Source organism: Streptomyces sp. NEAU-174, assembly GCF_052665095.1.
In genome coordinates, this window is sequence record NZ_JBQTCE010000003.1 from 40,384 (window position 1) to 65,123 (window position 24,740).

At 72.8% G+C, this 24,740-nt stretch carries 20 protein-coding genes, 1 pseudogene and 1 riboswitch; of the genes and pseudogenes, 6 read left to right on the forward strand and 15 right to left on the reverse strand.

The genetic code is table 11. The annotated features are described in order from the left end of the window. Positions 1-8 precede the first annotated feature (8 nt). Complete coding sequence (locus tag ACT2CW_RS09540; protein ID WP_445516263.1) at positions 9-1,730, reverse strand: PucR family transcriptional regulator; 1,722 nt, start codon at positions 1,728-1,730, stop codon at positions 9-11. Positions 1,731-1,967: 237 nt separating this feature from the next. Between ACT2CW_RS09540 and ACT2CW_RS09545 the strand changes: the two genes are divergently transcribed. From ACT2CW_RS09545 to ACT2CW_RS09565, 5 genes are all read left to right on the forward strand, one after another. Continuing rightward, complete coding sequence (locus ACT2CW_RS09545) at positions 1,968-3,443, forward strand: sodium:solute symporter (RefSeq protein WP_445516264.1); 1,476 nt, start codon at positions 1,968-1,970, stop codon at positions 3,441-3,443. Between the two features lie 54 nt (positions 3,444-3,497). Next, the gene (locus ACT2CW_RS09550) at positions 3,498-5,195 is read left to right on the forward strand and encodes a thiamine pyrophosphate-binding protein (protein WP_445516265.1); all 1,698 of its coding nucleotides are present in this window, start codon (positions 3,498-3,500) and stop codon (positions 5,193-5,195) included. 169 nt (positions 5,196-5,364) lie between these two features. Then, positions 5,365-6,090 (forward strand): ABC transporter ATP-binding protein, encoded by a 726-nt coding sequence (locus ACT2CW_RS09555; RefSeq protein ID WP_138917298.1) that lies wholly within the window; start codon positions 5,365-5,367, stop codon positions 6,088-6,090. Beyond that, the gene (locus tag ACT2CW_RS09560; RefSeq protein ID WP_445516266.1) at positions 6,072-7,328 is read left to right on the forward strand and encodes a hypothetical protein; all 1,257 of its coding nucleotides are present in this window, start codon (positions 6,072-6,074) and stop codon (positions 7,326-7,328) included. Before ACT2CW_RS09555 ends, ACT2CW_RS09560 begins: the two co-directional genes overlap by 19 nt. A gap of 105 nt (positions 7,329-7,433) precedes the next feature. Beyond that, on the forward strand, positions 7,434-8,531 hold the full coding sequence (locus ACT2CW_RS09565) for an LOG family protein (RefSeq protein WP_164431232.1): 1,098 nt from the start codon (positions 7,434-7,436) through the stop codon (positions 8,529-8,531). A 102-nt stretch (positions 8,532-8,633) separates the two neighbouring features. Here ACT2CW_RS09565 and ACT2CW_RS09570 read toward each other — a convergent pair whose 3' ends face one another. The 9 genes from ACT2CW_RS09570 to rpsB form a co-directional block, all read right to left on the reverse strand. Continuing rightward, positions 8,634-9,671, reverse strand: coding sequence for an ABC transporter ATP-binding protein (locus tag ACT2CW_RS09570; protein ID WP_445516267.1), 1,038 nt, complete (start codon positions 9,669-9,671; stop codon positions 8,634-8,636). Continuing rightward, the gene (locus tag ACT2CW_RS09575) at positions 9,672-11,285 is read right to left on the reverse strand and encodes an ABC transporter permease (RefSeq protein WP_164431235.1); all 1,614 of its coding nucleotides are present in this window, start codon (positions 11,283-11,285) and stop codon (positions 9,672-9,674) included. 95 nt (positions 11,286-11,380) lie between these two features. Then, positions 11,381-12,454 (reverse strand): thiamine ABC transporter substrate-binding protein, encoded by a 1,074-nt coding sequence (locus ACT2CW_RS09580; protein ID WP_182470719.1) that lies wholly within the window; start codon positions 12,452-12,454, stop codon positions 11,381-11,383. Then, positions 12,450-12,554, reverse strand: a riboswitch (TPP riboswitch). (Overlaps the previous gene by 5 nt.) A 73-nt stretch (positions 12,555-12,627) precedes the next feature. Continuing rightward, positions 12,628-13,734, reverse strand: a complete 1,107-nt coding sequence (rlmN, locus tag ACT2CW_RS09585) for a 23S rRNA (adenine(2503)-C(2))-methyltransferase RlmN (protein WP_164431239.1) — start codon at positions 13,732-13,734, stop codon at positions 12,628-12,630. Between the two features lie 72 nt (positions 13,735-13,806). After that, positions 13,807-14,982, reverse strand: a complete 1,176-nt coding sequence (locus tag ACT2CW_RS09590) for a phosphatidate cytidylyltransferase (RefSeq protein ID WP_445516268.1) — start codon at positions 14,980-14,982, stop codon at positions 13,807-13,809. Continuing rightward, positions 14,982-15,539 carry a ribosome recycling factor gene (gene frr / locus ACT2CW_RS09595; RefSeq protein ID WP_030834259.1) on the reverse strand — a complete coding sequence of 186 codons (558 nt, stop codon included), beginning with the start codon at positions 15,537-15,539 and terminating at the stop codon, positions 14,982-14,984. The genes ACT2CW_RS09590 and frr overlap by 1 nt, the downstream gene beginning before the upstream one ends. 104 nt (positions 15,540-15,643) lie before the next feature. After that, positions 15,644-16,426: a UMP kinase gene (pyrH, locus tag ACT2CW_RS09600; RefSeq protein ID WP_037948633.1), complete on the reverse strand. Its 783-nt coding sequence runs from the start codon at positions 16,424-16,426 to the stop codon at positions 15,644-15,646. 155 nt (positions 16,427-16,581) lie between these two features. Further along, positions 16,582-17,418: a translation elongation factor Ts gene (gene tsf / locus ACT2CW_RS09605; protein ID WP_138917305.1), complete on the reverse strand. Its 837-nt coding sequence runs from the start codon at positions 17,416-17,418 to the stop codon at positions 16,582-16,584. A gap of 110 nt (positions 17,419-17,528) precedes the next feature. Continuing rightward, positions 17,529-18,452 carry a 30S ribosomal protein S2 gene (gene rpsB / locus ACT2CW_RS09610; RefSeq protein WP_164431270.1) on the reverse strand — a complete coding sequence of 308 codons (924 nt, stop codon included), beginning with the start codon at positions 18,450-18,452 and terminating at the stop codon, positions 17,529-17,531. A gap of 313 nt (positions 18,453-18,765) precedes the next feature. Here rpsB and ACT2CW_RS09615 point away from each other — a divergent pair. Continuing rightward, positions 18,766-19,260 (forward strand): annotated as a pseudogene (locus ACT2CW_RS09615) (peptidoglycan DD-metalloendopeptidase family protein); the annotation flags it as partial. A 369-nt stretch (positions 19,261-19,629) separates the two neighbouring features. Here the strand turns inward: ACT2CW_RS09615 and ACT2CW_RS09620 are convergent. The 5 genes from ACT2CW_RS09620 to ACT2CW_RS09640 all read right to left on the reverse strand — a co-directional run bounded on the left by ACT2CW_RS09620 (position 19,630) and on the right by ACT2CW_RS09640 (position 24,634). Then, a complete protein-coding gene (locus ACT2CW_RS09620) occupies positions 19,630-20,169 on the reverse strand; it encodes a TetR/AcrR family transcriptional regulator (RefSeq protein ID WP_044581329.1) in 540 nt (179 codons plus the stop codon). A gap of 93 nt (positions 20,170-20,262) precedes the next feature. Beyond that, positions 20,263-21,096, reverse strand: a complete 834-nt coding sequence (whiG, locus tag ACT2CW_RS09625; RefSeq protein WP_138917306.1) for an RNA polymerase sigma factor WhiG — start codon at positions 21,094-21,096, stop codon at positions 20,263-20,265. Between the two features lie 129 nt (positions 21,097-21,225). Then, positions 21,226-22,653 (reverse strand): DNA-processing protein DprA, encoded by a 1,428-nt coding sequence (gene dprA / locus ACT2CW_RS09630; RefSeq protein WP_445516269.1) that lies wholly within the window; start codon positions 22,651-22,653, stop codon positions 21,226-21,228. Further along, on the reverse strand, positions 22,653-24,275 hold the full coding sequence (locus ACT2CW_RS09635) for a YifB family Mg chelatase-like AAA ATPase (RefSeq protein WP_445516270.1): 1,623 nt from the start codon (positions 24,273-24,275) through the stop codon (positions 22,653-22,655). The genes dprA and ACT2CW_RS09635 overlap by 1 nt, the downstream gene beginning before the upstream one ends. Beyond that, positions 24,275-24,634 carry a YraN family protein gene (locus tag ACT2CW_RS09640; RefSeq protein WP_445516271.1) on the reverse strand — a complete coding sequence of 120 codons (360 nt, stop codon included), beginning with the start codon at positions 24,632-24,634 and terminating at the stop codon, positions 24,275-24,277. Before ACT2CW_RS09640 ends, ACT2CW_RS09635 begins: the two co-directional genes overlap by 1 nt. Positions 24,635-24,740 lie beyond the last annotated feature (106 nt).

The following is a 24,740-nucleotide window of genomic DNA, read 5'->3' on the forward strand; positions in this document are numbered from 1 at the left end:
CACGTGGTTCAGGCCCACTTGAGGGCGAACCACAGCTCCATGCGGACGTCCGCGTCGCCCAGGTCCATATCCAGCAGGGCCCCGGCGCGGGCGATCCGCTGACGGACCGTATTGCGGTGGACCTCCAGCGCCACCGCCGTACGGTCCCAGCTGCCGTGCAGCGACAGCCACACCCGCAGCGTCTCCAGCAGCGCGGGTGCGCCCTCGAGCGGCGCCAGCAGGGCCCGGCCGTGCGCCCCCGCCTCGGCCGGGTCCACCAGCGAGCCGACCCCACCGGCGCGGGCCGGGCCGTCCCGCACCAGCGGCACCCGCTCGGCGACGGCCCGCCGCAGCGCACGGGCGGCGTCGGCGCCGCCGCGCGTCAGGTCCGCGGCCGGTACGGGCGCCCCGACGCCGAGGGTCCAGCCTGGCTGGGCCCGTACCTCCCCCTCGCCCGGGACCAGGGCGCTCAGCGCGTCCCCGTCGAGGTCGACCAGCGGCGTCCCGAGCCCGGCCGCGAGCGCCGCCGTGGCCAGCAGCCCGTCGTCCCGGCCGCGGCCGCGCCTCCGCCCGTGCACCACGGTCCACAGCCCGCCGTCCTCCGGGGACTCGGGAGACGCCCCCGGCTGCCCGGACAGTCCGGACTGCCCGGGTGTCCCTGGCTGGCCCGGTTGACCCGACTGGCCTGGCTGGCTCGGCTGCCCCGACTGGCCCGGCTGGCCCGGCTGGCCTGGCTGGCCCGGCTGGCCCGGCTGGCCCGGCTGGCCTGGCTGTCGCGGTTGCGCTGGCTGCCCCGACTGCCCCGGCGTGGGGCTCAGCAGTGCCGCCACCCGCGCCGGTTCGGCGCCGAGCATCAGCCGCACCAGCGCCGATGTGCGCCCGGCCTCGGCCCCGACCACCCGCCGCGCCGTCAGCAGCGACAGCAGCACCACGGCCACCCCCACGATCGCCCCCTCCGCCCCGTCCCGCCGGGGGGCGCAGACGCCGAGCGCGAGCCGGTCCTCCGGCCCCGCCGGGCCGCCCAGCCCGTACGCGGTCAGCAGCAGCTCCTCACCGGCCGCGCCCGTCGCCCTGCCCGCCGCCGAGGACGGGCCCGAGCGCAGCCGCGCCGCGAGCGCGCCGAGCGCCTTACGGGCCTCGCGCGGCGGGCGCGGCCCGGCGGCCACCAGCTCCGCGCCGTCCGGGGCGTCCGGACCGGCCGGGCCGTAGAGCACCGTCCACGCCCCGAGGTGCTGGCTGAGCTGGCGCAGCACGGCCGGTACGGGGTGCGGGCGCGCCGCGGCCGTCGCCAGTGACTGCTGCGCCTCGGTGAGGCTCCGCAGCTCGTGGTGGCGGCGCTCGGCCATCGCGTCCCATACGGCGCTCGCCACGGCCGTGAAGGTCGTCTGCCGGGGCACCTCCACCAGCGGCAGCCCGTGCCGGTCGCACGCCTCGGCCAGCGCGCGGGGCACCGTGTCGTGCACCGGCGCGATGCCGAAGCCGAGCGCCGCCGCGCCCGCCTGGACCGTACGGGCCACATAGCGGTCCCAATAGGTGCCCGCGCCCGCCGCCTCCGGGCAGTGCACCCCCGCGCTGAGCAGCAGCTCTCCGCCCAGCAGATACGGGACGGGATCCTCCATCTCGCTGGTGTGGACGAAGTACACGGGCGTGTCCGCCTCGCGCCCGCCCGCGACCTGCCGCAAACCCAGGGCGGGGTGGTGCAGAAGGGTGGAGAGCGGAACGGGGGCCGTCGGGGGGACGCGGTCGTTCATCACGGCGAGCCTCGCGAGGGGATGGTTCGTACATCCCGGGGATCGGGAGTGGAGGAAACGTACACTTCCCGGACGCTTCGGCGACACCTAGGGTCTCCGTCACTCCCCACATTCCCCACACCCCCCGGGGGCTCGATCCCCGCGGATCGCCGGGACCTCCCCGATCCCGTGCGTCCCCGCCCGATGTCCCGACCTCCCGACCGCCAGCCGACCCCCGCCGGACCGAGGAGCACCACCATGACCGCTGTCGACTACACCGTGATCGTCGTCTATCTCGCGGGCATGCTCGCGCTCGGCTGGTGGGGGATGCGCCGCACCAGCTCCACCAGCGACTTCCTGGTCGCGGGGCGGCGGCTGGGGCCGCTGATGTACTCCGGGACGATGGCCGCGATCGTGCTCGGCGGCGCGTCCACCATCGGCGGTGTCGGGCTCGGCTATCAGTACGGGCTCTCCGGCGCCTGGATGGTCATCGCCATCGGCCTCGGGCTGCTGGCGCTGTCGGTCTTCTTCTCGGCGCGCATCGCCCGGCTCAAGGTCTACACGGTCAGCCAGATGCTGGATCTGCGCTACGGCGGCTCCTCCGGGCTGATCTCGGGCATCGTGATGTGGGCCTACACCCTGATGCTGGCGGTCACCTCGACCATCGCCTACGCCACCATCTTCGACGTGATCTTCGGTCTTGACCGGGTCGTCGCCATCGTGCTCGGCGGGGCGATCGTGGTCTGTTACTCGACGCTCGGCGGCATGTGGTCCATCACCCTCACCGACATGGTGCAGTTCGTGGTCAAGACGGTGGGCGTGCTGCTCCTGCTGCTGCCGATCGCGGTGGTGAAGGCGGGCGGCTTCGACGCGATGAAGTCCGAACTCCCGCACGGCTACTTCTCCCCCATGGGCATCGGCGGCCAGACCGTCTTCACCTATGTGCTGATCTACTCCTTCGGCATGCTGATCGGCCAGGACATCTGGCAGCGGGTCTTCACCGCCCGCGACGACCGGGTCGCCCGCCTCGGCGGCACCGCGGCCGGGACGTACTGCCTGGCCTACGCGGTCGCGGGCGCGGTCATCGGCACGGCGGCCAAGGTGCTGTACCCCAAGCTGGGCGCCCCGGACGACGCGTTCGCGACCATCGTCAAGGACGCCCTCCCGGTGGGTGTGAAGGGGCTGGTGCTGGCCGCCGCGCTGTCCGCGGTGATGTCCACCTCCTCGGGCGCGCTGATCGCCTGCGCGACGGTGGCCAACAACGACATCTGGGCCCGGCTGCGCGGACGCACGCTCCGTACGGCCGGTGCCTCCCATGACGAGATCGGCGGCAACCGCGTCTTCATCCTCATCATGGGCGTCGCCGTGATCGGCATCTCCGTGGCGCTCAACGATGTCGTCGAGGCGCTGACCGTCGCCTACAACATGCTGGTCGGCGGGTTGCTGATGCCGATCCTGGGCGGGCTGCTGTGGAAGCGCGGCACGGGCGCGGGCGCCCTGGCCTCGGTCGGTGTCGGCGGCCTTACCGTCATCGCGCTGATGGGGTGGAAGGGCATCCTCGCCAACGAACCCATCTACTTCGGGCTGCTGGCCTCGCTGGTGGCGTATGTCGCGGTCAGCCTCGCCACCAAGCCGACGGACGCGGCGATCCTGGACGTCTGGCGGCGACGGCTGGCCGGTGAGCCCGCCGCACCCGCCTCGGAGACCACCAGTCCGGCCACCGCGGGCGCCTGACACCGGCTCAGGCTCGCTCTCCTCGGTACACATCGTCAGAAAGGCAACCAACCCATGCCCACCGCACAGCGCGCGCGTCACGGCGGCGATCTCGTCGTGGAGTCCCTCACCGCGCTCGGGGCGAGCACCGTGTTCGGGCTTCCCGGACAGCACGCCCTCGGGGCGTTCGACGCGCTGCGGCGGTCCGGGCTCGCCTATGTGGGGCTGCGGGTGGAGAACAACGCCGGGTTCGCCGCCGACGCCTTCGCACGTGTCACCGGCACGGTCGCGCCACTGCTGGTGTCCACCGGGCCGGGGGCGCTCATGACGCTCGCCGCGCTCCAGGAGTCGGCGGCGGCCTCCGCGCCGGTCCTCGCCATCGGCAGCCAGGTGCCCACGGCGGGGCTCGGCGGCGGGCGCAAGGGCTATCTCCATGAACTCGTCGACCAGAAGGCGTCGTTCCGCGACGTCGTGAAGTCCGTCCACACGGTCCGTACCGCCTCTCAGATCCCCTCGGCGGTCGCCGCCGCCTGGGCGTCCGCGCTGGAGGCCCCCGCCGGGCCGGTGTGGCTGGAGATCCCGCAGGACGTGCTGCTCGCACCGGTCTCCGTGCCGCCGGTGACCTCCCTGCGGGCCGAGCCCCGGCCGCTGCCGCCCCGGCCCGAGCTGACGGCGGAGGCCGCGAGGCTGCTGAACGGCGCCGAGCGTCCGGTGATCCTGGCCGGGGGCGGAGTGGTGCGCGCCGGGGCGCGGGAGGAGCTGCGGACGCTGGCCGAGGCGCTGGACGCGCCCGTGGCGACGACCTTCGGCGGCAAGGGCGCGTTTCCGTGGGATCATCCGCTCTCGCTCCAGTCCTGGCTGGAGGACGCGCACACCACCGAGTTCCTGGAGGACGCCGACGTCCTGCTGGTCATCGGCTCCGGACTCGGTGAGCTCTCCTCCAATTACCACACGTTCCGCCCGCGGGGCCGTCTCGTCCAGATCGAGGCCGACCTCGGCAAGCTGGAGTCCAACCACCCGGCGCTCGGCATCCACGCCGACGCCCGCGAGGCGCTGGCCGCGCTCGCCGAGGCCGTCACGCCCCGCCCGCCGGGCACGGCGGCCAAGGCCGCGGCCGGTCTGCTCACCCGGGTGCGGGAGCGGATCGACGCACAGGGCCTGGAGCTGGAACGGCGGGTGCTGGGCGCGGTGCGGGACGCGCTGCCCGATGACTCCCCCAGCTTCTGGGACATGACGATCCTCGCCTACTGGGCCTGGTCCGCCTTCGATCCCCGTGCGGGCGCCCTGCACTCGGCCCAGGGCGCGGGCGGCCTCGGCTACGGCTTCCCGGCCGCCCTCGGAGCCGCCGCCGCGGACCGCGACCGGCCGGTGCTGGCCGTGTCGGGCGACGGCGGCGCCATGTACTCGATCGCCGAACTCGCGACCGCCCATCAGTACCAACTCCCCCTCACCTGGCTGATCGTGGACGACGGCGGCTACGGCATCCTGCGCGAGTACATGACGGACACGTTCGGCGAGGCGACCGCCACCGAGCTGTCCCGCCCGGACTTCGTCGCACTGGCCGAGTCCTTCGGCGTCCCGGCGGTCCGTACCACACCCGAGCGGCTGCGTGCGGACCTCGCCGACGCCCTCGCGGCCCCGGGGCCCTCGGTCGTGGTACTGCCCGCGCTGCTGCGGATGTTCGCGCCCACCCACCTCGACCGGCCCGCCGACGGCGACCCTGATCCCGACGGCCTCGGTCCCGGCAGCGGCCCCGGTCCCGGTCAGCCCTGATCGGAGCCCGACCCCGCTCAGGGCTGATCGGAGGAAATGGGGGCCACCCGCGCCGAGCCTGGGCGCGGGCCCCCACCCGAGTCCTTACCGTGCCAGTGACCCATTGGCTCCGCGCTCGTTCACCCAACCGGGGGAATGAGACGGTCGCAGGTAAGGCGAGGTGCTCGGGATGGTGGCTCCGCCGGACGACGACATGCTCGCGGCACGCACCGTGTCGTACGCCTACGGCGGCTCGCCCGCCCTCACCGGGGTCTCCCTCGGCGCCCGGAAGGGTGAGATCGTCGCCGTCACCGGTCCACGCGGCTGTGGCAAGACCACCCTCCTCGCCTGCCTGGCGGGCCAACTCGTGCCGGACAGCGGGGAGGTGTGGTTCAAGGGCGTCCCCGTGCACTCCCTCCCTCCACTCGGCCTCGAACGACTGCGGCGCGAGCATTTCGGCTGGATCGGCACCGAACCCCAGCTCGTTCCCGAGCTCACCGCCTGGGAGAACGCCGCGCTCGCCCTGATGCTGCGCGGCACCGGGCGGCGCGCCGCGAAGAGCGCCGCATGCGAATGGCTGGACCGGCTCGACGTCGGCGAGTGCGCCCGGGCACGGCCCGCCGCACTGCTCCAATCGCAGCGCCAGCGGGTCGCGCTCGCCCGCGCGCTGGCCGCCGGGCCCGGCGTGCTCTTCGCCGACGAGCCCACCGCCCCGCTGCACCAGGCGGACCGCGCCCAGGTGCTGCGCGCCCTCACCTCGGCGGCCCGCTCCCACGGCATCACCGTGGTCCTCGCGACGCACGACCAGGAGGTGGCCACCCTCGCCGACCACACCGTCGCCCTGCTGGACGGGCGCCGGGTGGGCTCGGACCCCTCCGAGGCGGAAGGCAGGGCCGCGTGCTCAGCCTCCGCCTAGCGCGCGGCGCCCGCCCGTCGGTGCTGCTGCGGCGGTCGCTGGTCACCGTCGCGGCGGCGGGCGCGAGCTTTCTGCTGCTGAGCGCCCTCGGGTTCGCCTCGGGCCATCCGGACGACTCGCAGGGCGCGGTGGGGCGGCTGCTGTGGTGCCTGGTCCCGCTGGCCGCGACCGTCCAGCTGGCCATCGCCGTGGGCCGCGCCGACCCAAGCACCGGCACCGGCCCCGGTTTCGCGGCGGCCGGAGCCGGCCCGGCCCGGGCGGCGCTGCTCGCGGCGGTATCGATGGCGGCCTCCTGCGCGCTCGGCGGGGTGCTGGCGCTGCTGATCTTCCTGGATCTGCGCGGCGATCTCGGGGCCTCCTGGCTGGACTGGGCCGGAAGCGGGGCGGCCGGCCGACAGCTCGGCGGCGGTCGTCCGCTGCCCCTGGCCGGTACGGTCACGCTGCTCGCCGTCGTCCCCGTGGTGGTGGGAGGGGCGTGTGCGGCCGGGCTGTGGCCCCGGCGGCCGAGGGCGGCCCACCAGCCGGTCCGCGGACCACGGGGCGCCCGCCGCCCGGCGGCCCCGGCCCGGCCCACCGTCGTGACGGGGCCGGTCGAGCCCCGGCCCCACCAGGCCACCTCCGGACTTCCCTGGGGCATCGCCCTGACCGCGGCCGGACTCGCCCTACAGGCGTACGCGAGCGGTAACGCGCCACCGCTCCCCGACACCCTGCTCGCCGCGCCGGGCCGGCTCGGCGGCAGCCCACCCGGTGTGGTGGGCGGCTGGGCCCTGGCCGCGCTCGGGCTGGTGCTGGCCGGACCCGGCCTCACCCATCTGTGCGGCAGACTGCTGGCCGTCGGGCGGCCTGGCGTGCTGCGGCTGCTGGCCGGGCGGATGCTCCAGCAGGAGGCCGGGCTGATCGGACGCCCGGTCGGTGCGCTCTGCGCCCTGGCCGCCGCCGGATTCACCGTCCTCGAACTGTACGGAAGGGCCTCCGGGCCGTCCGGCGCCCATGCCTTCGGCCCGCTCACGGGTCTGGGCGCGGCCCTGGTCACGCTGTGCGCCGCGGCCACGACCCTGACCGCGGTCGTGGAAGCGAGGAGCGCGCGTGAGCGCACGACGGCCGCCCTCGTCCGCCTCGGCGCCCCGGCCAGGCTGCTCCGCGGGGCGGCCGCGCTGCGCGCGACGGCTCTGCTGGCGCTCCTGGTGCCGCTGGTGTGGGTGGTGGCGCATCTCACGGCGATGCCGTTCCACCGCTGAAAATCCCGGGTGTCGGTGTTCATGCCTGGATTGTGCGGCCAGTCGGCCCGGTCACGATGGCCACAATCCACAGCCCCCTACCTCCGGTGTGATTAGCATGTCGGCGTGCAGGAACCAGACCGGGAAATAGAGTCCATCGAGGAGTTCGACCAGGTCGTCGCCCGCGGCACCCTGGCCGGGTTCCGGGTCCAGTCCGTGGACCTGACAGGCCGTACGGCCGCGCTCCTCTCCACCGACACCAGCGAATCCGTCTTCCTCGGCTGCCCGATGGAGACCGAGGCGGCGGCGAAGGTCAGGGCCGGGGGCGCGCTGGTGTTCCCACCGGTGCCTGATCTGCCGTTCGATCCGTACCGCGGCACCCTCTACTCCCCCGCGGAGCTCTTCGAGGGCCTCACCGAACACGGTTACGCGCGGACGCCGGACGCGCTCGCCTACGCCTGGTTCCAGCGGACCAAGACCGACGGCGACATCTTCGCCTCGATGCTGCGCTCCATCCACGACGACGCGGTCTCCGACGCGCTCGACGAATTCCTCGTCGGGACGCGGGTGGTGGGCGTCATGGGCGGCCACGCGCTCGAGCGCGGCTCCGCGGGATTCGCGGGCGCCGCGCGCCTCGGCCGGGCCCTGGCACGCACCGGTCTCACGGTCGCTACGGGCGGCGGGCCGGGCGCGATGGAGGCCGCGAACCTCGGCGCCTACGCGGCCCCGCACGACGACGCGGTGCTGGACGAGGCGCTCGAACTGCTCGGCAAGACGCCCTCCTTCCGGCCGTCCATCGGGGCCTGGGCCGAGGCCGCCTTCGCGGTGCGCGAGCGCTGGCCGGACGGCGGGGCGTCGGTCGGCATCCCCACCTGGTTCTACGGGCATGAGCCGCCGAACGCGTTCGCCTCGCACATCGCCAAGTACTTCGCCAACGCCACCCGTGAGGACGGACTGCTGGCGCGCTCGACCGCGGGTGTGGTCTTCCTGCCGGGCGCCGCCGGGACCGTCCAGGAGATCTTCGACAACGCGACGCCGAACTACTACGAGTCGCGTGGTGAGCCGACCCCGATGGTGCTGGTGGACCGCGACCACTGGACCCGGCGGCTGCCGACCTGGCCGCTGCTCGAAGCGCTCGCGGAGGGACGGTCCATGAAGGCCCGTATCGCCCTGGTGGACTCGGTGGACGAGGCCCCCGAGGCGCTGCTGTCGATGCTGGGCTGAGCCGGCGTCAAGGAGGCGCTGAGTACCGAGGGAAGCACTGGGTACCGAAGGAAGCGCCGAGTACCAGGGGAGGCGAGGGCCAGGGGAGGCGAGGGCCAGGCGTCAGGGCTCGGGGTCCAGGAGCACCACGTCCGCCGGGTCGATGACCGCCCCGACCCTGGCCCCGGCCTCCGGGGCGTCCCGCAGCGCGCAGGACGCCTCCAGACGCGGCGCGGCCGGGTCCGACAGCCGCAGGATGAGCGCCACATGGTCGCCGCGGAAGGTGCGCACCGCCACGGTGCACGCCAGCCCCTCCTCGGGGTCCGTCAGCCGCACCCCGGCCGGGCGGACCAGCAGCCTGCCGGGGCCCGGCCGGGAGCCGGGTGGCACGGGCAGCTTGCCCCATACGGTGTCGGCGACCTCGCCGTGCACGATCGCCTCGACCACATTGTCGAAGCCGAGGAAGCGGGCGACGAACTCGGTGGCGGGCCGCTGCCACACCTCCAGCGGGGTGCCGGTCTGGGCGATCCGGCCGTTCTCCATCACCACCACCCGGTCCGCGAGCGCGAACGCCTCCCCCTGGTCGTGGGTGACCGCGAGGACGGTGGTGCCCAGCCGTTCGAAGAGCTCGCGGAGCTCCACCACCAGCCGTTCCCGCAGCCCGCGGTCGAGCTGGCCCAGCGGCTCGTCCAGCATCAGCAGCTTGGGCCGCGGGGCCAGCGCGCGGGCGAGCGCCACCCGCTGCTGCTCACCGCCGGAGAGCGAGTCGACGGGGCGGCGCTGGGCGCCCGGCAGCCCCACCAGTTCCAGCAGTTCGGCGACCCGGCGGTCCGCCTCCGCGCGGCCCACCCCGCGCATCCGCAGCCCGAAGGCGACGTTGCCGCCCACATCCCGCTGCGGGAACAGCTGGTGGTCCTGGAACATCAGCCCCACGCCGCGCCGGTGCGTGGGCACCCCGCTCTGGTCGCGTCCGGCGAGCGACACCCGGCCGGTGTCGGGGCGCTGTAGCCCGGCCACCACGCGCAGCAGGGTGGACTTACCGCTTCCGCTCGGGCCCAGCACACAGACCGTCTCGTGCTCGGCGACCTCCAGGTCCACGGCGTCCAGCGCGTCGCGCCGGCCGAACCTTACGGTCACCTCGTCCAGTCGCAGCAGCGTCATTCAGAACTCTCCGGAACGGTCGGTGCGGATGCGCTCGAGCGCCAGCAGCGATCCGGCGCAGACCAGCATCAGGATCGTGCTCAGGGCCATCGCCTGCCCGTAGGTGAGCTGTCCGGCCCGGCCCAGGAAGCGGGCGATGGCCACCGGGAGGGTCGGATGGTCGGGACGCGCGATGAAGACCGTCGCCCCGAACTCGCCCAGGGACACGGCGAACGCGAAGCCCGCCGCGACCGCCACGGCCCGTCCGACCAGCGGCAGGTCCACCTCCCGCCAGACCTTCCACGGTGACGCCCCGAGCACGGCCGCCGCCTCCCGGAGCCGGTGGTCCACCGCGCGCAGCACCGGCAGCATGGTCCGTACGACGAAGGGGACGCCCACCAGGGCCTGGGCCAGCGGCACCAGGACCCAGGAGGCGCGCAGGTCCAGCGGGGGCTCGTCCAGGGCGATCAGGAAGCCGAATCCCACCGTGACGGCCGAGGTCCCCAGCGGCAGCATCAGCAGCGCGTCGAAGCCCCGTACCAGCCTGCCCGCCTTACGGGTGAGCGCGGCGGCGGCGAGACCGCCCACGACGAGGGCGAAGACGGTGGCGACCGCCGCGTACCACAGGGAGTTCCCGACGGCCTCCATGGGCGCCACGAAGAAGGTGCCCCCGCTGTCGGCGGAGGACCGCAGCGCCTCGTAGTAGGTGAAGCCGTAGCCGTCCGGTCCGTTCAGCGAACGCTCCGCCAGCACCGCGAGCGGGGTCACGATCAGCAGCGCGACCACCGCCAGCACGCCCCACAGCAGCGCCCACTGGGCCGGGCCCTTCGGGCGGCGCGCGGTGCGGCCCGGGTCGACGAGCCGCAGGGCGCTCTCGCGGCGCCTTACGGTCCACGCGTGCAGGGCCAACACGGCCGCGACCGCGGCGAACTGGACGAGGGTCAGCACCGCGGCCGTGGGGAGGTCGAGCAGCTGCGCGGTCTCCCGGTAGATCGCCACCTCCAGGGTGGCGTAGCGGGGGCCGCCCAGGATCTGGATCACGCCGAAGGAGGTGAAGGTGAACAGGAACACCATCAGCGCGGCGGCGGCCACTGCGGGCGCCAGCGCGGGCAGCGTCACCCGGCGCCAGGCCGAGAGCCGGCTCGCGCCGAGCACCCGCGCGGCCTCCTCCTGGCGCGGGTCGAGCTGGGCCCACAGCCCGCCCACGGTCCGGACGACGACCGCGTAGTTGAAGAAGACATGGGCCAGGAGGATCGCCCAGACGGAGGTGTCGAGCCGCACCCCCCACAGCTCGTCCAGCAGCCCGCCCCGGCCGAGCAGGGCCAGGAAGGCCGATCCGGCGACGACGGTCGGCAGGACGAACGGCACGGTCACCACGGCCCGCAGCAGCCCCTTGCCGGGGAAGTCGAAGCGGGCGAAGACATAGGCGCCGGGCAGCGCCACCGCGAGCGTGAGGGCGGTCGACGCGACCGCCTGCCAGCAGGTGAACCACAGGACGTCCAGCGTCGCCGGATCGCTCACCACCTCGGAGATCCGACCGAACCGCCACCGCCCGTCGACGCGCAGCCCCCGGGTGACGATGGCGGCCACGGGATAGGCGAAGAAGACCGCGAAGAAGGCGAGCGGCACCGCCATCAGAGCGAGCCGGAGGGCGGTCGCGCGACGGCCGCCGCGGTCCGCCCTGTCACCCTTACGGTGACCGTCGGCCGCCTTACGGTTCTCTCGGGGCTCTACAGGACCAGCGAGGACCATGTCTTGACCCACGACTCACGGTTCTTGGCGATCTTCTGCGGCGCCAGGGTGGCCGAGTCGGCGATCCTGACCCCGTATCGGGTGAACAGCTCCGGCAGTTCGGCGTCCTCGCGCGCCGGGTTGACGTACATGTTCAGCGGGACGTCCTCCTGGAACCGCTTGCTCAGCAGGAAGTCCAGCAGCGCCTTGCCGCCCTTGGTGTTGCCCGCGCCGTTCAGCAGCCCGGCGAACTCCACCTGCCGGAAGCAGGTGCCCGTCGCCACCCCGGTGGGGGCCTTCGCGGGCTTGCTCTTGGCGTCGGCCACCTCGGCGGGCGGGCTGGAGGCGTAGGAGACGACGAGCGGCCGGTCGCCCTTGCCGCCGCCGGCCGAGCCGGAGAACCGGTCGTAATACGCCTGCTCCCAGCCGTCGACGACCTCGACCCCGTTGGCCCGCAGCTTCTTCCAGTAGCCCTTCCAGCCGTCGTCGCCGTACTTCGCGGCCGTGGCGAGGAGGAAGCCGAGACCGGGGGACGAGGTGGCCGCGTTCTCGGTGACCAGAAGGTTCTTGTAGGCGGGCTTGGTCAGATCGTCCAGCGTCCGGGGCGGCGTCAGCTTCTTGTCGGCGAAGTACTTCCGGTCGTAGTTGACGCAGATGTCGCCGAAGTCGACGGGGGTGACGCGGTGCTCGGCCCGGTCGAGCCGAAGGGCCGCCGGGACCTTGTCGAGGCCCTTCGCCGTGTAGGGGGTGAACAGGTCGTTGTCGAGCGCGCGGGAGAGGAGGGTGTTGTCGACGCCGAAGAACACATCGCCCTGGGGGTGGCCCTTGGACAGGATCGCCTGGTTGACGGCGGCTCCGGCGTCGCCCCCGGCCTGCACGCGCACCTTGTAGCCGGTCTCCTTGGTGAACTCCTTGAGGACCGCCTTGGAGGCCGCGAACGAGTCATGCGTGACCAGGGTGACCGTCTTGGAGTCCGAGCCGCTCTTGGTGTCCTCGCCGCAGCCGGCGAGCGCGCTCAGTGCCAGTGCGCCGAGGAGGGCGGCGGAGATGGCACGCCGAAGCTGGCTGTTCATGGTGATGCTGACTCCCTACGCCGGTATGACCCGGATCAGGTCCGAGGGTCTGCGGCCGTGCCGCACTCTCAGCGCTCTGAGCGCTCCCCTGTCGGAATGTTCACTTGTACGGATGTGCGTTTCTATGACGATCGCATGATGCGACGATGCCCAGGCACCGTATCAGCCGGTGCTCAGCGCTCCGAAGCCGCCAGCTGCCCGCAGGCCCCGTCGATCTCCTGGCCCCGGGTGTCCCGGACGGTCACCGGCACCCCATGGGCCTCCAGGGCCGCCACGAACGCCTTCTCGTCCTCGGGCCGGGACGCCGTCCACTTGGAGCCGGGCGTCGGGTTGAGCGGGATGAGGTTCACATGCACCCGGTGGCTCTTGAGCAGCCGACCGAGCAGATCGGCGCGCCACGCCTGGTCGTTGATGTCCTTGATCAGCGCGTACTCGATGGAGATCCGGCGGCCGGACTTCTCCGCGTACTCCCACGCGGCGTCCAGGACCTCGCGCACCTTCCAGCGGGTGTTGACCGGCACGAGGGTGTCGCGCAGCTCGTCGTCGGGCGCGTGCAGCGACACCGCGAGCCGGCACTTGAAGCCCTCGTCGGCGAACCGCAGCATCGCCGGGACGAGGCCGACGGTGGAGACGGTGATACCGCGCTGCGACAGGCCGATGCCGTCGGGCTCGGGGTCGGTGAGCCGGCGGATGGCGCCGACGACGCGGTTGTAGTTGGCCAGCGGCTCGCCCATGCCCATGAAGACGATGTTGGACAGCCGGGCCGGGCCACCGGGGATCTCCCCGTCCCGCAGGGCCCGCATCCCGTCGACGATCTGGTGCACGATCTCGGCGGTGGACAGATTGCGGTCCAGCCCCGCCTGCCCGGTGGCGCAGAACGGGCAGTTCATCCCGCACCCCGCCTGTGAGCTGATGCACATGGTGACCCGGTCCGGGTAGCGCATCAGAACGGACTCCACGAGCGTGCCGTCGAACAGCCGCCACAGCGTCTTGCGCGTGGTGTCGTCGTCACAGCTGATGTGCCGCACCACGCTCATCAGCTCCGGCAGCAGCCCGGCGGCCAGCTTCTCGCGCGCCGCGGCGGGGATGTCGGTCCACTGAGCGGGGTCGTCGGCATAGCGCGCGAAGTAGTGACGCGACACCTGACCTGCCCGGAAGGGCTTCTCCCCGAGGGCGGCGACGGCCTCCCGGCGCTCGGCGGGCGTGAGGTCGGCAAGATGCCGCGGGGGCTTCTTGGCCCCACGCGGCGCGACGAAGGTGAGTTCTCCGGGCTTAGGCATGGTTCACCCAGTGTCGCAGACGTACGAAGGGCCCCGCGCCGGGAGTGGCGCGGGGCCCGTGAGCGGGCGTGGTCAGCCGCCGCCCACGAAGATCACCAGCAGCAGCCACACCACCGGGGCGGTGGGCAGCAGCGAGTCGAGCCGGTCCATGATCCCGCCATGGCCGGGCAGCAGCTTGCCCATGTCCTTGATGCCGAGATCGCGCTTGATCATGGACTCGCCGAGGTCGCCGAGGGTCGCGCTGACCGCGGCGGCGAGGCCGAGCAGCAGGCCCTGCCACCAGACGCCGTCGTCGATGAGGTACTGCATGCACAGGACGCCCGCGACCATCGCGAAGGTCACCGCGCCCAGCAGCCCCTCGCGGGTCTTGCCGGGGCTGATGCGCGGAGCCAGCGGATGCTTTCCGAAGCGCCAGCCCACCGCGTACGCACCGGTGTCGCTGACCACGGTCAGCAGCAGGAAGGTCAGGACCCGCCACGGGCCGTCGTCGGTGTCGAGCATCAGCGCCACGAAAGTGGCCAGAAACGGCACGTAGAAGGCGGCGAAGACGCCCGCCGTGACATCCCTGAGGTAGTTGTCGGGCGGCTCGGTCATCCGCCAGACCAGCACCGCGAGCGCCGTAAGGGCGACCGCCACCACCGCGCCCTGGGCACCGCGCACATAGCCGGCGACGACCATGGCGACCCCGCCGACGGCGAGCGGCACCAGGGGGACCCGGATGTCCTTGCGCTCGGTCAGCCGCGAGGTCAGCTCCCAGAGCCCGACCACCACCGCGACCGCCACCACGCCGACGAACACAGGCTTGTAGATGAAGAGCGAGGCCAAGATGATCACACCGAGGCCGATGCCCACCCCTATCGCGGCCCGCAGATTCCGGCCCGCGCTCTTCTTGCCCTGCCCGGCGCCGGCGCCGCCCGCGCCGTCGGCAGGGGCCGGGTCGGGCGCGGGGTCGGGGGGCGTCGGCCGACGACCGGCGGGCTGCCGGGGGCCGGGCTGCGGCTCCCGCTCGTCGCGGAAGAGGGGGCCGCTCTGCCGAGCGGCCCCCCGGTCACGGTCGGCGGCCTCGCCGGAGTCGCCGCCTGCGTGGGGCACGGTGGGCATGGGGCGAGTTTGCGCCGCCTCACCCACCTCATGCGCGGGACCCGCCGAAGAAGTGGGCACCTCCCAGCCATAGCCGGGGGAGGTGCCCTGGCCGCCCGGTCCCCGGAGTCCGGCGCTTGGTGGGGCCCCCCAGGAAGAGTCGTTCATCAGACCTCGAGCAGCTCGGCTTCCTTGTGCTTGAGCAGCTCATCCACCTGCGCGACATACTTCGCCGTGGTGTCGTCGAGCTCCTTCTCCGCGCGGCGCCCCTCGTCCTCGCCGACCTCGCCGTCCTTGATCAGCTTGTCGATGGACTCCTTGGCCTTGCGGCGGACGCTGCGGATCGAGATCTTCGCGTCCTCGCCCTTGCCCTTGGCGACCTTGATGAACTCCTTGCGGCGCTGCTCGGTGAGCTCGGGGAACACCACACGGATGATGTTGCCGTCATTGCTCGGGTTGACGCCCAGATCGGAGTCCCGGATCGCCTGCTCGATATTGCGGAGCGCGGTCTTGTCAAACGGCGTGACCACGGCCATCCGCGGCTCCGGCACCGAGAACGACGCCAGCTGATTGATCGGCGTCAGCGCACCGTAGTAGTCCGCCACGATCTTGTTGAACATCGCCGGGTGCGCACGCCCGGTGCGGATCGCGGCGAAGTCCTCCTTGGCGACCACAACGGCCTTCTCCATCTTCTCCTCGGCCTCGAGGAGGATCTCTTCGATCACCACTTGCTCCTGGTGTTATCAGTAAGCAGAGCCTCGCCCCTGCGTGCGTCTTCTCCTGCACGGTGTCCGACCGGCAGGCCGTTGTCCATCCCCCGTTCGAGCCGTCAGGCCCGGGAGCCCTGGTCGCTCACCAGCGTGCCGATCTTCTCACCCTTCACCGCACGCGCGATATTTCCTTCGGCCAGGAGCTCGAAGACGAGGATGGGCAGCTTGTTGTCCCGGCACAGGGTGATCGCGGTGGCGTCGGCGACCTTGAGGTCCCGGGTGATCACCTCGCCGTACTCCAGGGCGTCGAACTTCACCGCGTCGGGGTTGCGGGCGGGGTCGGAGTCATAGACCCCGTCCACGCCGTTCTTGCCCATGAGCAGGGCCTGCGCGTCGATCTCCAGCGCTCGCTGGGCCGCGGTGGTGTCCGTGGAGAAGTACGGCATACCCATACCCGCGCCGAAGATGACCACACGCCCCTTCTCCAGATGGCGCACCGCACGCAGCGGAATGTACGGCTCCGCGACCTGGCCCATGGTGATGGCGGTCTGGACGCGGGAGTCGATGCCCTCCTTTTCCAGGAAGTCCTGGAGGGCGAGACAGTTCATGACGGTTCCGAGCATGCCCATGTAGTCCGAGCGGGCCCGGTCCATACCGCGCTGCTGCAACTCCGCACCGCGGAAGAAGTTACCGCCGCCGATGACGATGGCGATTTCGGCACCGTCCCTGACCACGGCGGCGACCTCGCGGGCGATGGCGTGCACGACATCGGGGTCGACACCGAGTCCCCCGCCTCCGGCGAACGCCTCGCCGGACAGCTTCAGCAGGAAGCGACCGTGTGGGACCGCGCCGTGCGCCTTCTTGTCATCGGCGGCCTGTTTGGCGTCCGCGCCGTGATTCATTGGAGATCTCCTCGTGCACATACGAAGAAGGCCACTGCCGGACGGGTCCTGTTACGACCTCTGCGGCAATGGCCTCCTCGTCACATCTGCGGCCGACCGGTCGACGGTTGGCTGCCTACGACCCTATCGGGGTCGCCGGTCATTCGCTGCTCGGCTCAGACGCCGACGCGGAAACGGGCGAAGCGCTTGAGCGAGACACCGGCCTCGTCCAGGATCTTCTGGACGGACTTCTTGTTGTCCTTGGCGAACGGCTGGTCCACCAGCACGTTCTCCTTGAAGAAGCCGGTGACACGACCCTCGATGATCTTCGGCAGGGCGCCCTCGGGCTTGCCCTCCTCGCGGGCGGTGGCCTCGGCGACCCGGCGCTCGTTCTCGACCGTCTCGGCCGGGATCTCGTCGCGGGTGAGGAACTTCGGGGCGAAGGCGGCGATGTGCTGCGCGACGTCCTTGGCGACCGTGGCGTCTTCCTTGTCCAGCTCGACCAGGACGCCGACCTGCGGCGGCAGGTCCGGGCTGGTCCGGTGCATGTACGCCGCGACAAAGCCGCCGGAGAACTGCGCGAAGCGGTCCAGGACGATCTTCTCGCCGAGGGTCGCGTTGGCCTCGTCGACGAACGCCTGAACGGTCTTGCCCGCCTCGATCTCGGAGGCCAGCAGGGCCTCCAGGTCGGCCGGGGAGGTCTTGGCGACGTGGGCGGCGATGGCGTCGGCGACGGCCACGAACTTGTCGCCCTTGGCCACGAAGTCGGTCTCGCACTTCAGCTCGACCAGCACGCCGGAGGACTTGTCGTCCGCGATGAGGGAGACGACGGCACCGTTCTCGGCGCTGCGGCCCTCACGCTTGGCCACGCCCTTCTGGCCCTTGACGCGCAGGATCTCGACGGCCTTGTCGACGACGCCCTCGGCCTCGTCCAGCGCCTTCTTGCAGTCCATCATGCCGGCGCCGGTGAGCTCACGGAGCTTCTTGACGTCAGCGGCGGTGAAGTTCGCCATGATCTGTGAATCTCTTCTCGAAAGTCGAAAGCTCTACGGGTGAACGGCGGGGGCGGCGCCACAGGCACCGTCCCCCGCCGTCATACACCGTCTGAGTGACGTCTGAGTGGTCAGCCCTGCTCGGTGCCCGCGGCGGGGGCCTCGGCAGGCTTGGCGTCCTCGGCGGGCTGGGCAGCGTCCTCAGCGGGCTTGGCGGCGTCCTCGGCGGGCTTGTCCGCGGCGGCCTCGGCCGGCTTGGCCTCGGCCTCGTCGGCCTTCTTCTCGCCCTCGAGCAGGTCGCGCTCCCACTCGGCGAGCGGCTCGCCCGCGGCCTTGTCGGCCTTCTCGTCACCGGTGGCGACACCGGAACGGGCGATGAGGCCCTCGGCGACGGCGTCGGCGATCACCCGGGTGAGCAGGGTGACGGAGCGGATCGCGTCGTCGTTGCCCGGGATCTTGTAGTCGACCTCGTCCGGGTCGCAGTTGGTGTCGAGGATCGCGACGACCGGGATCCGGAGCTTGCGCGCCTCACCGACGGCGATGTGCTCCTTCTTGGTGTCCACGATCCAGACGGCGCTGGGCACCTTCTGCATCTCGCGGATACCGCCGAGGGTCTTCTCCAGCTTGGCCTTCTCACGGGAGAGGACCAGGAGCTCCTTCTTGGTGAGGCCGGAGGCGGCCACATCCTCGAAGTCGATCTGCTCGAGCTCCTTCAGGCGCTGAAGGCGCTTGTAGACGGTCGAGAAGTTGGTGAGCATGCCGCCCAGCCAGCGCTGGTTGACGTACGGCATGCCGACGCGGGTCGCCTGCTCGGCGATGGCCTCCTGCGCCTGCTTCTTGGTGCCGACGAACATGATGGAGCCGCCGTGGGCGACGGTCTCCTTGACGAACTCGTAGGCGCGGTCGATGTACGACAGCGACTGGAGCAGGTCGATGATGTAGATGCCGTTGCGCTCGGTGAAGATGAAGCGCTTCATCTTCGGGTTCCAGCGGCGGGTCTGGTGCCCGAAGTGGACGCCGCTCTCCAGCAGCTCCCGCATCGTGACGACGGCCATGGCCGTACTCCTTGAGGTACTCGGTTCCACGGCGGCCGGGCGGCCGCCGCTCCTGACGTCCCGGCGCGCCTGCCACGGACGGGGCCCTTTCGGGGGTCGTCCGAGGACCGAGGGGCGCGGCCACCGAGCTGACCGATGCGCGATCGGAGCACCGGTGGCGGGGCGTGCGAAGTCGATCCGGTGACCCGGATCGCCATAAGAAGTGTACGGGACCGGTACGGTGCCGGGTGACGGCGTTATCCACAACCAGTGAGTAGTCCCCCGATTCCGTCCATGATCCACCCGTTTCGGGCCGCCCGGCCATCGTGGGGGCATGCGAAGGCTTGTGGTGGGTTGGGCGCGTGTCCTGGTGATTCTTGTGCTGTCGGTGCTGTCGGTGCCGACGGCCTTCCTTCTGGTGTCGCCTCTTCCGGCGGCACGGGCCGCGGCGGCGGATCCGGAGCCGGGTACGAGGCCCGGCGAGGGACGGTCGAGGCCGGGGGGAGAACGGTCATGGCCGGTCGGTGGTGCGCCGGGCGCGGTGCGGCCTGCCGTGCTGAGGGGCTGGCGGCCGCCTCCGGCGCCCTGGGCGGCGGGGCACCGCGGGGTCGACCTCGCGGCGCGCCCGGGCGAGCGGGTCCGGGCGGCGGGCCCGGGGCGGGTGAGCTTCGTGGGTCCGGTCGCGGGCCGTGGTGTGCTGGTGATCGAGGTGTCCGGGACCGGCTCCCGTCCCCTGCGGACCACCTACGAACCGGTGCGCGCCACGGTGGCCAAGGGGGAACGGGTGGCCGCCGGGCAGGTGGTCGGCGTGGTGGCGCCGGGCCCCTTCCACTGCCGGTCGGGCTGTCTGCACTGGGGGCTACGGCGCGCGGACCGCTATCTCGATCCGCTGTCTCTACTGCCGCCGTCGATGCTGCGGGGCGGGCCGTCCCGGCTGCTCCCGGTGTTCGGGGTGCGCGAGGCGCCCACGCTCTCCGCGCTCGCCTCCCCCGCCGGGGACACCCGGCTGCCGACGGCCGCGGCGCTGGTGGCGGCCTCCCTCTGGGCCCGGCTCCGGCTGGGTCGCCCGGGCCGGTGCGGGTCGTCCGGGGCCGCCGGTCGTCCGGGTCGCGACCCGCGCGCGCCCGCTGGGGCAGGTCGCCCGGCCGTCCGCCGCGCCCCGCGCGCCCGCTGTGGCAGTGGAAGAAGGGACGGGCGGTCAGCCCCGGACGCCGCGCAGGGCCATGGCGACGGCCGCCTCGGTGATCCGCTCGGGGTCCTCGGCCGCGCCGAGCTCGATGCGGCGGACCGCGGCGTCCACGACGCCCTGGAGCAGCACGGCCGAGAGCCGGGGCTGCTCATGCCCGAGGGTCGCGAGGGCCTCGACCACCATGGCGATCAGCCCGCCGTGGGCCGCCCGGATCTTCTCCCGCGCGCCCGCGTCCAGCTCACCGGCGGAGATCGCCACCACCGCGCGGTGCCGGCGGTCGCCGACGAGCGCGAGCTGTCGGCGAACATACGCCTCGATCTTCGCCTCAGGCCCGTCGGCCCGCTCCATGGCGGCCTCGACCTCGGCGGCCCAGACCGGGAAGTCCACGGCGCACAGCTCCTCGACCACGGCGGCGCGGGAGCGGAAGTACTCATAGACGGAGGACCGTGCGAGTCCCGTGCGCTCGGCGAGGGCGGGGAAGGTCAGCGCCTCCGTGCCGCCCTCGGACAGCAGGGTGCGGGCGGCCTCCAGCAGGGCCGCGCGCTGCATCGTCCGGTGCTCGGCCACTGAGGCCGCTCGAATCCTGGGCACCCGACCACTCTACGGAAGAGGCCGCCCCGAGGGCGATGCCGGAGGGACGATTCAGCGCCCGACGTCGGCGAGTTTCGCCCGCAGCTGGAGCACCGATTTGGTGTGGATCTGGCTGACCCGGCTCTCGGTGACGCCGAGCACCTGACCGATCTCGGCGAGCGTGAGCCCCTCGTAGTAGTAGAGCGTGACCACGGTCTTCTCCCGCTCCGGGAGGGTGTTGATCGCCCGGGCGAGCAGCCGCCGCAGCTCCCTGTCCTCGGCCACCTCGACCGGGTTGTCGGCCGCGGTGTCCTCGAGGGTGTCCATGAGGCTGAGCCGGTCGCCGCCCTCGCCGCCGACGTGCAGCAGCTCCTCCAGGGCGACCACATTGGCGAGCGACAACTGGCTGAAGACGCCGTGCAGTTCCTCGAGGCTGATGCTCATCTCGCTGGCCACCTCGGCCTCCGAGGGGGTACGGCGCAGCTGGGCCTCGAGCGTGGCGTACGCCCGCTCCACGGCCCGGGCCTTCTGGCGGACCGACCGCGGAATCCAGTCCAGGGCCCGCAGCTCGTCGATCATCGCGCCGCGGATCCGGGTGATCGCGTAGGTCTCGAACTTGATGGCGCGCTCGGGGTCGAACTTCTCGATGGCGTCGATGAGTCCGAAGACCCCGGACGAGACGAAGTCCGCCTGCTCGACATTGGAGGGCAGCCCGACGCTGACCCGGCCGGCCACATATTTCACCAGCGGTGAGTAGTGCAGGATCAGCTGCTCCCGCAGCCGGCCGTCGCCCGTGGTCTTGTACGACCGCCACAGCTCGTCGAGCGATGAGGGCGCGGCAGGGTGCACCGCGCCGCGGGCCGCGGGCGGCGCCGCGCTGTCAGACCCGGAGATGTGCTGGGGCATTCGTCGCCTTGAGCCGTTCTGCCATGACATGGGTGAGGACGTACGCTTCCGCCGGAAACCTTGTGAGCGTAGCGTGACTAAGGCGTCGCGGTATGCGAAGGGCGTCGGCTCGGCGGTGTGCGGATACGGTCATCGCCTCAACCCTTTCACCCGATTGCCCCGATTCGGGGGATCGCCTCGCCGTGCGCCGTCGCTCCGGCGCACGGGCGGGACCAACTCCCATCGATCGCCATGACGTTCGACAAAGCCCAGGGCGAGCAGTTCATGGAGCCGGCCCAGGGCCTCGTCGCAGCCGGTCCCGGATTCCCGGGCCACATCCCGCAGGTGGTTGCCGCCCCGTGCCGACAACGCTTCCAGCACCCGTGCCGTCACGGGATCGAGCAGGTCCCGCTCGACCAGCGGCCCCCGCCGCTCCGGGGCGAGGTCTCCGATGCCGCCGATGAGCTCAGCCACTTCGGCGGCGTCGGTGACCAGGACGGCCTCGCCGCGCAGGAGTTCATGCACCCCGGCCGAGAGCCCGCTGGTCACCGGTCCGGGCACCCCCATGGTGGACCGCCCGAGCTGTTGTGCCCGGCGCGCGGTGACGAGCGATCCGCTGCGGTACTGGGCCTCGACCACGACCGTGCCGCGGGTGAGGGCTGCGATGACCCGGTTGCGGAGCACGAATCTGGGGCGCGTCGGATGCGCTCCCGGTGGCAACTCGGCCAGCACCAGGCCCTGTTCGGCCATGCGCGCGATCAACTCGGCGTGCGCTCGCGGATAGGGGACGTCCACACCGGAGGCGAGCACCGCGATGGTGGCCCCGCCGGCGGCGAGCGCCCCTCGGTGAGCCGCGCCGTCCACGCCGTGGGCCGCCCCGGAGACGACCACCCAGCCGCGCTCGGCGAGCCCGGCGCCGAGGGACGTCGCGACATGCGCGCCGTAGTCGCTGCAAGCCCGCGCGCCGACCACGGCGACCGAGCGCAGCGCCCACATCCGCAGGTCGGCCGCGCCGCGCACCCATAACCCGACCGGGCGAGCGTCACCGAGATCGTCGAGCTGACCGGGCCAGTCCAGGTCCCCGGGGCAGATGAACCGTCCGCCGCACCGGGCGATCAGCGCGAGGTCCGTGACCGGGTCCACCCCGGGCGCCCGGAGGGCGCATCCGGCAAGCCGCTCCCCGGTGGCCCCGGGCGGGGGCTTGCCCTTCCCGGTGAGCGCCCGCCACAGGGCGACCGGCCCCATGCGGCGCAGCCAGCGCCCCACGGTCTCGTCCCCGGGCTCCACGAGCCGGGTGAGCGCCGCCCGCGCCAGCCGCTCCTCGTCCGGAACGCCCCGCCGCTCGGGGAGATCCTGCCCCTCATCCGGAGCGACCCGCCGCTTGGCCAGCCCCTGCTCCTCGTCCGGGACGCCCCACCGCTCGGGGAGCCTCTGCCCCTCGTCCGGGGTGTCTCTCTCGTCCGGGACGCCCCGCCCCTCCGGGAGTGCCTGGCCCTCGTCCCAGCCGCCCTGCCCCTGCCCTGGCTCGGAGAACAGGGCGGGCACGGCCCCGCGGCCGCCCGCCGAAGGCGATGGCATCAGCACTCCCCCGCCGGAACCGGCACCCCGCGGCTGACCCCGGTGCGCAGTTGCAGCGCCTGGGCGACGTCCGGCGCCATGGGCCGGTCGTGCCCGGCCAGGTCGGCGACGGTCCAGGCGACCCGCAGCACCCGGTCGAGCCCCCGGGCGGTGAGCAGCCCGCGCTCCATGTCGCGCTCGGCCTCGCGCAGCGCACCGGAGGACGGCTGCCAGCGGGTGCGCAGCTCATGGCCCGGCACCTCGCTGTTCAGCCGCCAGGGGGTGCCGTGGAGGCGGGCGGCGGACCGCTCCCGGGCTTCCCGGACCCGGGCCGCGACGGACGCGCTGCTCTCCGCCCCGGCACGCGCCCCGGTGAGCTCGGTCCGGCTCACCGCCTCGACACGGACCCGCAGGTCCACCCGGTCCAGCAGCGGTCCGGACAGCCGTGCCTGATAGCGGCGGACCGTGGCGGGCGAGCACTCGCAGACGTCGCCCATCAGACCGTGGCGCCCGCAGGGGCAGGGGTTGGCCGCGAGCATCAGCAGGAAGCGCGCCGGCATCCGCATCATCCCGGCGGACCTGGCGACCACCACATGCCCCGATTCCAGGGGCTGCCGGAGAGCATCCAGCGCCTTCCCGCTGAACTCGGGAGCCTCGTCCAGGAAGAGCACGCCACGGTGGGCGAGCGAGACCGCGCCGGGTCGGGGCAGACCATTGCCCCCGCCCACGAGCGCGGCCATGGTCGCCGAGTGGTGCGGGGCGCAGTACGGCGGGGTCTCCACCAAGGGCTGTCCCGGCGGCAGGACCCCGGCGACCGAATGGACCGCGGTGACCTCCAGGGCCTCCTGCTGGGTGAGCGGCGGCAGCAGCCCGGGCAGCCGCTCGGCCAGCATGGTCTTCCCGGCCCCCGGAGGCCCGTTCAGGAAGAGGTGGTGCCCGCCCGCGGCCGCGACCTCCAGGGCGGTGCGCGCGGCCCGCTGCCCGGCGACCTCGGCCAGATCGGGCCGCCCCGCCCCGGCCCCGGGCACCGCGGCCACACCGGTGCCCATACCGGCGCCGGGCACGGTGAGCCCCGCGAGCATCGGATCGGGGCGGCCCAGCTCCTGGGGCTCCTCCTCCTCGGGCACCGGCTCGTCCGTCAGCACCGCGATCAGCTGGCGAAGGCTCCGCACACCCAGCACCGAGACGCCCGGCACCAGGGCCGCCTCCGCCGCCGTCTGCTCGGGGACCACGACCTGGCGGTAGCCCGCCTCGGAGGCGGCGAGCACGGCGGGCAGCACCCCGCGGACCGGGCGCACCCGGCCGTCGAGCCCCAGCTCCCCGATCATCATCAGATCGGCGATCTCCCGCGGGTCCACCCGCTCGGCCGCGCCGAGCACCGCACAGGCCACGGCCAGGTCGAAGCCGCTGCCGCCCTTGGGGACGGATGCCGGGCTGAGCCCGACCGTGAGCTTCTTCTGCGGCCATTCACCGCCGGAATTGACCACGGCCGCGCGGACCCGGTCCCGGCTCTCCACCAGGCTCTTGTCGGGCAGCCCGACCAGGGTGAAGGCGGCCACACCCGGCTCCAGATCGGCCTGGACCTCCACCACCACGCCCTCGACCCCGACCAGCGCCACCGAGCAGGTGCGGGCGAACCCCATCAGGCCACACCTCGCACATGCTCGACCACGGGCGCGCCCCGGCGGGGCAGCACCACCCCCACCACATCGATCCGCACCCCGCCCGGCGGCGGCCCGCCGTGCCGCTCCAGCCAGCGCTCCGCCAGCCACCGCAGCCGCGCGGTCTTGTCCTGTCCGACGGCCGCCATCGGATGCTCGTAACCGCCCTCGCGGCGCGTCTTGACCTCGCACACCACCAGCGCCCCGGCGTCGAGCGCGACGATGTCGATCTCGCCGTCCCGGCATCGCCAATTGCGCTCCAGGACCGTCATCCCGGCTTCCGCCAATGTGCGGACCGCCACATCCTCGCCGTAGCGGCCCAGCGCTCCTCGGGCGTTCATTCGGCACCACCTCCGGCACCGAATGTGACGCCCCCGCGCCCCGCTCAGGGATCTTGGAGCATTCCTGTGGACGGCCGCCCGGCTGTGGAAAACTCAGCCACCCGAA

Coding starts and splice junctions, on each gene's coding strand:
- ACT2CW_RS09540 (WP_445516263.1), bottom strand. CDS start 1,730: ATGAACGACCGCGTCCCCCCGACGGCCCCCGTTCCGCTCTCCACCCTT.
- ACT2CW_RS09545 (WP_445516264.1), top strand. CDS start 1,968: ATGACCGCTGTCGACTACACCGTGATCGTCGTCTATCTCGCGGGCATG.
- ACT2CW_RS09550 (WP_445516265.1), top strand. CDS start 3,498: ATGCCCACCGCACAGCGCGCGCGTCACGGCGGCGATCTCGTCGTGGAG.
- ACT2CW_RS09555 (WP_138917298.1), top strand. CDS start 5,365: ATGGTGGCTCCGCCGGACGACGACATGCTCGCGGCACGCACCGTGTCG.
- ACT2CW_RS09570 (WP_445516267.1), bottom strand. CDS start 9,671: ATGACGCTGCTGCGACTGGACGAGGTGACCGTAAGGTTCGGCCGGCGC.
- ACT2CW_RS09575 (WP_164431235.1), bottom strand. CDS start 11,285: ATGGCGGTGCCGCTCGCCTTCTTCGCGGTCTTCTTCGCCTATCCCGTG.
- ACT2CW_RS09580 (WP_182470719.1), bottom strand. CDS start 12,454: ATGAACAGCCAGCTTCGGCGTGCCATCTCCGCCGCCCTCCTCGGCGCA.
- rlmN (WP_164431239.1), bottom strand. CDS start 13,734: ATGCCTAAGCCCGGAGAACTCACCTTCGTCGCGCCGCGTGGGGCCAAG.
- ACT2CW_RS09590 (WP_445516268.1), bottom strand. CDS start 14,982: ATGAACGACTCTTCCTGGGGGGCCCCACCAAGCGCCGGACTCCGGGGA.
- pyrH (WP_037948633.1), bottom strand. CDS start 16,426: ATGAATCACGGCGCGGACGCCAAACAGGCCGCCGATGACAAGAAGGCG.
- tsf (WP_138917305.1), bottom strand. CDS start 17,418: ATGGCGAACTTCACCGCCGCTGACGTCAAGAAGCTCCGTGAGCTCACC.
- rpsB (WP_164431270.1), bottom strand. CDS start 18,452: ATGGCCGTCGTCACGATGCGGGAGCTGCTGGAGAGCGGCGTCCACTTC.
- ACT2CW_RS09620 (WP_044581329.1), bottom strand. CDS start 20,169: ATGCAGCGCGCGGCCCTGCTGGAGGCCGCCCGCACCCTGCTGTCCGAG.
- whiG (WP_138917306.1), bottom strand. CDS start 21,096: ATGCCCCAGCACATCTCCGGGTCTGACAGCGCGGCGCCGCCCGCGGCC.
- dprA (WP_445516269.1), bottom strand. CDS start 22,653: ATGCCATCGCCTTCGGCGGGCGGCCGCGGGGCCGTGCCCGCCCTGTTC.
- ACT2CW_RS09635 (WP_445516270.1), bottom strand. CDS start 24,275: ATGGGGTTCGCCCGCACCTGCTCGGTGGCGCTGGTCGGGGTCGAGGGC.
- ACT2CW_RS09640 (WP_445516271.1), bottom strand. CDS start 24,634: ATGAACGCCCGAGGAGCGCTGGGCCGCTACGGCGAGGATGTGGCGGTC.